A 9,879-nucleotide genomic window follows, 5' to 3' on the forward strand; every position below is an offset into this window, starting at 1 on the left:
CTAATCAAATTTATTTCTTGCGAAAAAAATGAGGTGGCGTATGAAAAATAATATCAGTGAACAGCAAAAAGTAATTTTAAAACTAACTGCTAAAGGATTAATTAATGAAGCAATTGCATATGAATTAAATGTCAGTGAAAATACAATTAAGTATCACAAAAAAAGAATTTTTAAAATACTAAATGTATCGTCTATGGCCGAAGCGCTTAGTTTCGCTTATGAAAACAGTATCATTTAACCATTATTGTTTGTGCCCTCTAGCGATGACCATAATTAGCTCTCTAGGTTTGTCCATCATTTAATATACTTGCTCTATTGTCTTGCCATGGATTGTCGTTTAGAATAATAGTATTCTGAAAATACTGAGGTGAATGGAAAAACACCACTAAACGACCTTTTTTATCCTGGAAGATAACCCGTCGTATTAGTGGTGTCCTAAAAACATGGTTATTCTAACACGTTATGAGATAAAATTCAATCCTGATACAAATATTTTTCATAGAGAGTAAGGAATCACCCTCATGTCCCTCTTGTTCTGGGTATCTAGCGGGTTATGATTTAAGAGAACGTAAGGTTAAAGATTCACTTGGTCATAAAAAGTTATTCCACTTACGAAGACTCCGCTGTAGGCAGTGCGGTAAGCTACACATAGAGCTACCTTCAATAATTCAGCCCTTTAAGCATTATGAAGCTCAAGTGATTGAAGACTGCCTTGATCATTGCTTAGATCATTGTCCTGCCGATAATTCAACCATTTATATCTGGCGCATGCAGTGGCGACGCAATCTTGTTCAAGTAGAAGGTGCGTTAAGGTCACTTTACATGAAGGCGCACCAAATGGTTTATCCTTTTGAGTCTCAAGGTTCTTTACTCGACATTATCAAAAACAAAGGCTCTGGTTGGCTGACAAGTGTCACTCAAACACTGATCACAACTGGTTTCGGAGTACCCACCCAGTTTGCCTTCTGTCCATAAATAGTTCATGTTATCCTTTCTTTAAAAAGTTTGAAGGGAGTACTAAATGAACAAGAAACAAACACCAGAGGATGTCGCTAGTTATCGACTTGTTTTATTATGCGTAAGAAATATAATTGTACCTAATTCTGTTAATAGTAATATCTTGGGTTTATTTGGAGGTATTGGGCTTATGTCATTACAGATAGCTATAATTATAAGATTTAAAAAGTAGTAACTATGAATTATAGGTAACTAGAACCTTTCTGGTATTTACCACAGTAATGGGGTGATTGATATGAACAGAATTAATTATTTGACTATTATTCCTATAGCACTTTTATTAATATCTCTTGTTTTTTATAAAAGAATTAATGATAAAAATGATAAAATAATACGTATTGTAGCTGCCATTTTTATAGTGCTAATACTAGTACTAAATAATATATGATGATTATGAGGGGGCAATTTACTTAGAAACAAAAGGAATATCTTTAAGAACAAGATTTAAAAATTGCTTAAATGCATTTACAGTAACCCCCATTTATGTAAATAATTATATAAAAAAACCTTTTATTACGTAAATCAATGAAAAACTCTTTACTTTTATATAAAAAACTGCTATGCTATGATGAGTAAATCACAATAATTATATTTTGTTTTTGAAATAGTTATTAACTTATTTCTATTAATAGAGGTATAAGTAAATATATACTTACTATTTGCGCAAATAGAATAAAATGAAAGGAGAAAAATTATGTATTTTAAAGAATTAAAGTATGATGATATGTTAGCAATCAACGGTGGCATGACTGATGATGACGGTAGAGGTTACACAACTTATGAAAGAATTGTTGTTATTAAGAATCAGTTATCATACAAAGCAAGGGTTTACACTAAATCTATTACAGGAAGCAAGACATTAGCAAGCAAAGCTGCTGATTATGTAGTAGATAAAGTATTTGGTGATGCAGCAGATGCATTCTAATTAATTAGATATCGGAGTAACTATTATATAATAGTTACTCCGATTAATTCGAATGGAGATTAACAATGGTACTTTTAGCAATACTTATTTCAAGTGGATCACTAATTATTATACCTAAGGAATACTTTTTTTATTGGTTAGCTATACAAAATATAGTAATCATATTTTCAATGCTATACAAATCTAAACCAAAAAAAATCAAAGTAACCACAAATCATTATATGAATATATTAGTCGTAGCATTATCATTTTTGTATTTTCCTGTTACGCTATTAATTATAAACAATTATTTTCTTCTAATATTAGAAGGTACATTTACATTTACTCACATAGCAGCTACATTTTTTCCCATGGTGTTATTATTGTTTTGGTATATATATCTTGATGATATTGATGAAAGAAAAAAGGGTAGGACTTTTTTATATTTTTTGCCTGGAGTAAGTACAGTCGGAATATTTCTCGTTTTTGGTTTTAATGGAGTCTTACCGTATATAATAACAAACTTGATTATAGTTTTATTGGTTAAAGCAACTGTTAATCCTTATATCAAATGGATATTTATTTTTTTTATAATAAATCCCAAAATACATTATATTTTTCTTAAACTTAATGAAGAAAAAATATTCAGAGATATAGAGATCAATATTTCCTTGAATTATGACTATGACCTAATTGTATTGTTGTGTTTATTTTGCCTTATTTTTATAGATAGGATAATTAACTTTATCAAACGCAACAATAGTGAAAAAATGAGCATGGTATTCATTTCCATAAGCTTAGTTATAGTAACATTCCTGTTTGAATTTATTTTATTCAGCGATATAAAGATAATTACCTTGATGCTTAATAAGATGATTTTGATGAATGATTTAAATATAGGAGAATTAAATGTACCAAATATTGATTTAATATTAACTTTAATAGAATTTGTAATGACAGGTAATATTTATTATTACTTGACAAAGAAATTAGAGTTTGGCAGTGTGAACGTTATTCTCAGTTTGGTACCTTATTTCTTCTATATAGTTTTATTCTAAGGAGAATTTATATGATTTCTTTTTTACTTAATGAATCATCCGATTCCAACATCAGTCATAACGTAATCTTTATAATAATAGAAATGGTTATTTATAGGGTGATTCATTCTTTTGCAAGTCATACTCTAACATATATAGTTGTATTCTTGTTTTTACAGATGTCATTCTTTTCATATATATATAATAAGATGAATACGGATACAAGAACAAAGTATATACACCAATTAAAGTCATTTTTCAAAGGAAAAATTGATGTTATTATGCTGATTTTCTTCTTAATACTCATTGTGGTATCTGATCAGCATTTTATTGGTTTTTTAGTTACTAGAAGAAATTCACTTTTTAGTGGCTTGTACCATGAACTAAGTAATAATCTTTATGGTAATATAATACAAAACAATCAGCTTATAACAATGATTTTATTATCGAGCTTCGAAGAAGTATTCTTTAGAGGGTTGCTATTTACAAACTTTAATAAATCACTATCCGTTAATAGAGCTAATTGGTTGACAAGTCTAATATTCATGCTTTTTCACAATATAATTAATATTACGATTCTCTTTAGATCGATGATATTAGGGTATGCCTTTGCAAAAAATAATAATCTTTTTTTGGTAATTATACTTCATATTTTTATGAATATTATAACAATGGCAAGTCCTGAGAATTATCAGTATCTTGGAGGTAGTGTATTTGTTGATTTAATCACAAGTATTAGTATATTTTTCTTTATACTATGGGAACATATAAAAAATAAATCAACTAATAATAAGGATAAGTCGTTATATAAATGCTGAGTGAGCTAAAACTATAGAAGATAGAGACCCAGTAAAGAAATAAGGAATGGAGAAGAAGATACTAAATAACAAAAAGGAGGGTATGGTTAACATAATATTAATATGTTAACCATACCCTCCTTTTTATCTTTTTACATGGATTCGGTTAGTATATTTGTCATTTCTTCATGGGTCAAGGTGATGGGATTACCTTTCATACTACTTGATCCTGAGGATTTTCGTATGATGTCATCAAAGTCTTTTATGGTGATGCCAAATGTGGCCAATCCTTGGATGTTCATATGTTGATAGAGGTCTTTTAGCCAATGGACACTTGCCGATATGTCAGCGTGGTCATCACCGGTTAGCCATATAGATATCTCTTGATATCTTTTTAAGGCGATATGTTCAGGGTCTCTTTCTATTAGAGCTCTTATGTTATATTCAATGACTGAGGGTAGTAGAGCGGCACAGACGAAGCCATGAGAAGCGTCGAATCTACCACCAATGACACCGGCAAAACCATGTACGGCGCCTAATTTGGCATTGGCTAAGGCCATGCCGCCAAGTAAGCTACCAAGGGCCATGTCTTCTCGTGCTCTTATATCCGAACCGTCATCGTAGGCTTTTTTGATAGAACGACCGATGCGCCAGATACCTTCTCGGCAGAAACCATCTGTGAGCGGGTTGGCAAAGGATGAAACATAAGGTTCTATGACTTGGGTCAAAGCATCCAGTCCGGTGCTGGCTGTAATGGCTTGTGGCATGCTTCGTGTTAAGGACGGATCAACCAATACCAAATCAGCAAGCATTGAGGGACTTCTAAGACTGACTTTTATTTTTTCCTCTTGAGAAGTCACCACTGAATTTTTCGTTACTTCTGAACCGGTACCTGATGTTGTCGGTATTAGTATTAGAGGCGCAGAGGGGTTTTCCATAGGCAATCCTTTGCCAATGACTTCCAAATAGTCCATTAATTCACCGGGGTTGTTCATGAGTATGGCAATGGCTTTGGCACTGTCAAGAACGCTGCCACCACCAAACCCGATGACCATATCACACTTGCTGTCTTTGGCGATTTCTACGCCCTGAATAAGGTCTGTTGTCGTTGGCTCACCATGAATGGTATAGATTACATAATTCATAGAGGCATGACTTAGGGCGTCTAAAAGGGGTTTTGCCCGTCCTTTATCTTTGCCGGTTACCACCAAGGGGTATTTACCAAGCTTAAGAATGGACTTAGCAATATCCATGATGCCATTTGTTTTAAAAATTATTTGTTTTGCGGTTGCAAATTCAAAGTCTAAACTCATATTCATATTTATTACCTCCGATGTTGATCATCTCTTAAAGTGACCGCTTTTGCAGCCATTCTACGGCGTTCATCCTCAATCTCTGCATAATGCCTTTTGGTGGTGTTTACATCCTTATGGCCTAAGACATCTGCAACTAAGTAGATATCACCGGTTTCACGATAGAGATTGGTGCCGTATGTGCTACGCAGCTTATGAGGTGATATGTTTTTTAGCTTGGTGATGAGCTTGGCGTATTTCTTGACAATATTTTGAACGCTTCTAACGGCCAGTCGTTTATTTTGTATGGATAAAAACAAAGCATCCTCATGACCTTCTGAAGCTATGACTTTTTTTCGCTTATCCAAATAGGTCAGAAGTGCTAAGCGTACTTCTTGACCAAAATAGATAATGACTTCTGTACCGCCTTTTCGAACAATCCGAATACCATCTACATCAAAATCTACATCCGATAGATCTAAACCAACACATTCACTGACCCGGATGCCTGTACCAAGGAGCAAGGTGACAAGGGCCAGGTCTCGTTCTTTGGTATGGTTATGAAAACTCTGCTGTTTTTTAGTCAGATGTTCACCGGATTCCACTTCATCTAAAAGACTTGCCACTTCATTTATTTCCAGTCTAGTGATGACTTTGTCGTGAATCTTAGGTAGATCAACCAATAAGGTAGGGTTGGTCTTGATTTTTTGCTTTCTATAGTAATACTTATAGAAGGTCCTTAAACTTGCCATTTTTCTAGATTTTCCACGTTCCTTATTGGTATGTTCTTCAGTACCCATATCATCGGTGTAGTAGTTAAGGTAGTCCAAATAGATCTCAAGATGGTCAGGGGTAATCTTATCTAAGTCTGTAACGGCTATTGATGCATAATCCACATCTTTGAAATCTTCATGCTTAAGACTTAAGAACTTGAAAAAAATTCTTAAGTCGTAGGCATAAGCGATTCTGGTTTTGGAAGATGTGGTTTGTTCAATACCGCGAAAGAATTCAAATACAAAAGGTGGAAGCTCTTGAATAAGTTCACGTAAACGTTTGTTGTTAATGATATTAAGTTCTTCATGATAATTCAAGTGTTTCATAGGAGATGCCCTCTATCTATTCGTTAAAGTTGTGTTTTGCGCATAGTTGCATTTCTATTATACCATACTCACCTAGTTAGTCTAGATATATTTTTATCTAGATGTTCAAGGTGTATTTCTTACCTTCTACAAAGGTATACTTCATGAGTCCTTTTAAGGTCATGCCATGGTATGGTGAATGCTTGGCTTTTGATTTAAAATTTCTTGCATCAACCACATAATCAGATTCAGGATCAAATATGGCTAAATCTGCAAGATGACCGACACCAAAAAAACTTTTGTTTAGGCTTAATATATGTGACGGCTTATGCGACATTTTATCAACCAATTGTTCCATCGTTAAATAACCGGACTTGACTAAATATGTATAGGATACTGATAAGGCTGTTTCAAGTGCTGACATACCATTAGAGGCCAAACTGAATTCTATAGCTTTACTGTCAATGTTATGGGGTTGATGATCTGAGCTTATTACATCGATGGTACCATCTTGTAAACCTTTGATAATGGCTTTCATATCATCTTCTTTTCTAAGAGGCGGATTCACCTTGGCAAAAGTATTATAACCATCAATTGTATCCTCTGTGAGTGAAAAATACTGAGGGGATGTCTCAGAAGTCATACGCACACCCCTTCTTTTTGCGGCACGAATCAGTTCAACAGACTCTTTTGTTGAGATGTGTGCAAGATGGATTCTAATTCTAAGCTCCTCTGCTATTGCAATGTATTTTGCTACCATCAAAGATTCAGATGCTGCCATACTGCCCTCAAGCCCTAATTGAGTCGCAATATATCCATCATTAACACCATAACCTTTGGACAAACTATGGTCTTCACAATGTAATATAATGGGTAGTTCAAACATAGAGGCATATTGTAGGACGCGTTTTAGGGTTTTGCTATCTTGGATTGATATATCCCCATCTGAAACGGCTACAATGCCTCTTAATTGCATACCGCCAATCTCCGTCATATCCTCGCCTTGATTCCCTTTAGTTAAGGCACCATAAGGATAGATGGCTACAGGCGATACATTATGACCTTTATTTACAACATATTCTACAACGGTCTTATTGTCAATAATTGGATTGGTCATAGGGTTACATGTCAGTGCTGTAAAACCACCTGCTATTGCTGCTTGACCACCTGTTTCAAAGCTTTCTCTATAATCATAACCCGGTTCACATAGTTCACAATGCATATCAATAAGGCCCGGGATAACATATAATCCTTCTGCTTCTATCACATCACATTGATCTATGTCAATATTGGTATCTACATCTATAATCTTTTCATTTTCAATTAAAATATCCATATTATGGATGGTTTTATCATGGGTTATAATTGTACCTTTTCGTATTAAAGTTAAGTTTGTGCTAGACATGTAATGATCCTCCTCCTGAACGGCAGTGTAAATGAAACAAAGCCATACGAACAGCTATACCGCTCCCCTGCTGTTTATCAAGAACAGAACCTTCTTTGTCTATAATGCTGGAAGAGATCTCAATACCGCGATTTATGGGGCCGGGATGCATCACAATAACATCATCTTTGGCATAACTTAAGCGTGTTTTATTAATTTTATAAAGTTTCTTATACTCATTTAAGGAGGGTATTAAAGCGATACCCCGGCGATCTTCTTGTACCTTAAGACATAGTACGACATCCGCATCAATTATAGCTTCAGTAGCTGAATGATGTATCGTTGCACCGGTTTTCTCTATATCTCTTGGAATTAAGGTCGTTGGCCCGGCGAGGGACACTTTGGCGCCTAGTTTAATAAGAGCCCAAATGGAGCTTTTTGCTACACGGTTATACATGATATCACCGATGATGGCAACTTTTAAACCGGTAAAGCTATTTTTTTGCTCCAGAATGGTTAATAGATCGACCAGTGCCTCACTTGGGTTCTCATTCAACCCATCCCCTGCATTAATAACAGAAGCTTTTACATATTTGGCCAAATGATGGGGTCCACCTGATATAGGATGTCGTATGACGATGAAATCAGCGCCCATTTTATCCACATAGGTCCCTACTTCTTTTAGAGATTTTTTCTGATTAAACTCACGTGCGGTCGTGATGTTGATGACTTTTGCACTTAGATTTTGTGCGGCTAATTCATAAGATAGACGACTTCTGGAACTCTCTTCATGAAAAAGCGTTGCAACCGTTTTACCCTTAAGATGAGGTGCAACGTAACCTTTACTGTTCTCCAGTACGTATTTCATTTTTTGAGCCGAATTTAATAAATAGTGGATGTCACTGGCACTAAGTGATTTTAGGTCTAAAAAATGTTTCTTATTGTAGTTCACGGGCTCACCCCTTTGCTCTTGATTCATATCGTCTTGATTATAACATATATATAAAAAAATGACAGCCTAGGCCATCATTTTTTATACACGAAAATATACATAACTTTTTGATTAGATTTCAGATGGTAATATTGAGTTTAAAACAACACCGATTAGCGCTGCAATTGCAAGTCCGGATATGGTTACACCACTGCTTCCTATTGGGAATGCATCTACGCCAATACCCAGTACAAGTATCAAGGCTGAGATCATCAGATTACGACTATGTGAAAAATCAAGATCTGCGGATACCACAATACGCACACCAACAGATGCTATCATACCAAAAAGAATAACACTGACACCACCCATAACAGGTAGCGGTATGGTACTGATGGTAGCTGTAAGTGGACCAAAAAGACTCATGATAATAGCAAAAACTGCAGCGATTCTAATAATAGCTGGATCATAAACTTTGGTAACAGCCAATACCCCAGTATTTTCACTATATGTTGTATTCGCCGGAGCACCGATAAGACCTGCAAAAGCAGTAGCCACACCATCCCCTAATATTGTTCTGTGAACACCGGGATTCTCTAAAAAGTTCTTACCAACGACAGCCCCATTGGTTGTAATATCTCCTATGTGCTCTATGAAAACAACAAACGCAATTGGTGCGATGGCAATGATGCCGGATAAAGTAAACTTAGGCATGGTTAGAAGATTTTTTATTGCATCAGAATCTTTGTGGAATGTGAAAAAGCTGGCTTCTTGTATAGGACCAAAGTCAACAATACCAAAAAGCATAGATACAATATAACCCACTGTAATCGCTATTAGAATGGGTACCAGTTTGAAGAAACCTTTGAAAAAAATTGATACAACCACCATAGTTACAATAACGACACTGGCTATTAAAGTTGATGTCAGATTAAAAGCACCGTCTTGGTAAAAGGCCATGTTTACAGCAACAGGACTAAGTCTTAATCCGATAACCATAATAATGGGGCCTGTGATGATTGGTGGAAAAAGTCTTTTAACCGCATCAACACCGATGAAATAGATAATTATGGCGATTAACATATATACAAAGCCGGCAGCTATCAGGCCACCCTTGACAAAAGCAAGACCTTCACTTTGAAGTGTTAATGCAATAGCACCAATAAAGGCAAAGCTTGAACCTAGAAAAACAGGTACGATACCTTTTGAACATACATGAAAGAGTAAGGTACCTACCCCTGCTCCAAGTAAAGCAATGGCTGGATCAAGTCCGGTTAAAAAAGGTACCAAAACCGTTGCGCCAAACATAGCAAGAACATGTTGTAAACCAAGAATCATTTTTTTTGATAGTGAAATATTTTCCATTATGATGCCCCCTAAGTTAGTTTTGCCCGTAAGCTATATAATACAATAAGCTTTTAGCTTATTTATTATTGTG

General features: G+C 35.1%; 10 protein-coding genes and 1 pseudogene. 6 read left to right on the forward strand and 5 right to left on the reverse strand.

Annotated elements, in window-relative coordinates; genetic code table 11:
• Window positions 1-40 precede the first annotated feature (40 nt).
• From P0N36_RS13470 to P0N36_RS15755, 6 genes and pseudogenes are all read left to right on the forward strand, one after another.
• Entirely contained in the window at window positions 41-238 is a 198-nt protein-coding gene (locus P0N36_RS13470; protein ID WP_275843377.1) for a response regulator transcription factor, read from the forward strand.
• A gap of 260 nt (window positions 239-498) precedes the next feature.
• Window positions 499-753 (forward strand): annotated as a pseudogene (locus tag P0N36_RS15750) (DUF6431 domain-containing protein); the annotation flags it as partial.
• Between the two features lie 268 nt (window positions 754-1,021).
• Window positions 1,022-1,189, forward strand: a complete 168-nt coding sequence (locus P0N36_RS13475; RefSeq protein WP_275843378.1) for a hypothetical protein — start codon at window positions 1,022-1,024, stop codon at window positions 1,187-1,189.
• Between the two features lie 522 nt (window positions 1,190-1,711).
• Complete coding sequence (locus tag P0N36_RS13480; protein ID WP_275843379.1) at window positions 1,712-1,942, forward strand: hypothetical protein; 231 nt, start codon at window positions 1,712-1,714, stop codon at window positions 1,940-1,942.
• Window positions 1,943-2,007: 65 nt separating this feature from the next.
• Window positions 2,008-2,979 (forward strand): hypothetical protein, encoded by a 972-nt coding sequence (locus tag P0N36_RS13485; RefSeq protein WP_275843380.1) that lies wholly within the window; start codon window positions 2,008-2,010, stop codon window positions 2,977-2,979.
• Window positions 2,980-3,392: 413 nt separating this feature from the next.
• Entirely contained in the window at window positions 3,393-3,776 is a 384-nt protein-coding gene (locus P0N36_RS15755) for a lysostaphin resistance A-like protein (RefSeq protein WP_442957194.1), read from the forward strand.
• Between the two features lie 131 nt (window positions 3,777-3,907).
• Here P0N36_RS15755 and P0N36_RS13490 read toward each other — a convergent pair whose 3' ends face one another.
• From P0N36_RS13490 to P0N36_RS13510, 5 genes are all read right to left on the reverse strand, one after another.
• Window positions 3,908-5,074: an iron-containing alcohol dehydrogenase gene (locus P0N36_RS13490; protein WP_275843381.1), complete on the reverse strand. Its 1,167-nt coding sequence runs from the start codon at window positions 5,072-5,074 to the stop codon at window positions 3,908-3,910.
• A gap of 5 nt (window positions 5,075-5,079) precedes the next feature.
• Window positions 5,080-6,147 (reverse strand): tyrosine-type recombinase/integrase, encoded by a 1,068-nt coding sequence (locus P0N36_RS13495; protein ID WP_275843382.1) that lies wholly within the window; start codon window positions 6,145-6,147, stop codon window positions 5,080-5,082.
• A gap of 97 nt (window positions 6,148-6,244) precedes the next feature.
• Entirely contained in the window at window positions 6,245-7,531 is a 1,287-nt protein-coding gene (locus tag P0N36_RS13500) for a dihydroorotase (protein ID WP_275843383.1), read from the reverse strand.
• Complete coding sequence (locus P0N36_RS13505) at window positions 7,524-8,462, reverse strand: aspartate carbamoyltransferase catalytic subunit (protein ID WP_275843384.1); 939 nt, start codon at window positions 8,460-8,462, stop codon at window positions 7,524-7,526. The genes P0N36_RS13500 and P0N36_RS13505 overlap by 8 nt, the downstream gene beginning before the upstream one ends.
• A gap of 111 nt (window positions 8,463-8,573) precedes the next feature.
• Complete coding sequence (locus P0N36_RS13510) at window positions 8,574-9,806, reverse strand: uracil-xanthine permease family protein (protein ID WP_275843385.1); 1,233 nt, start codon at window positions 9,804-9,806, stop codon at window positions 8,574-8,576.
• Window positions 9,807-9,879 lie beyond the last annotated feature (73 nt).

Origin of the sequence: Petrocella sp. FN5, assembly GCF_029210395.1 — a bacterium.
GTDB lineage: Bacteria > Bacillota > Clostridia > Lachnospirales > Vallitaleaceae > Petrocella.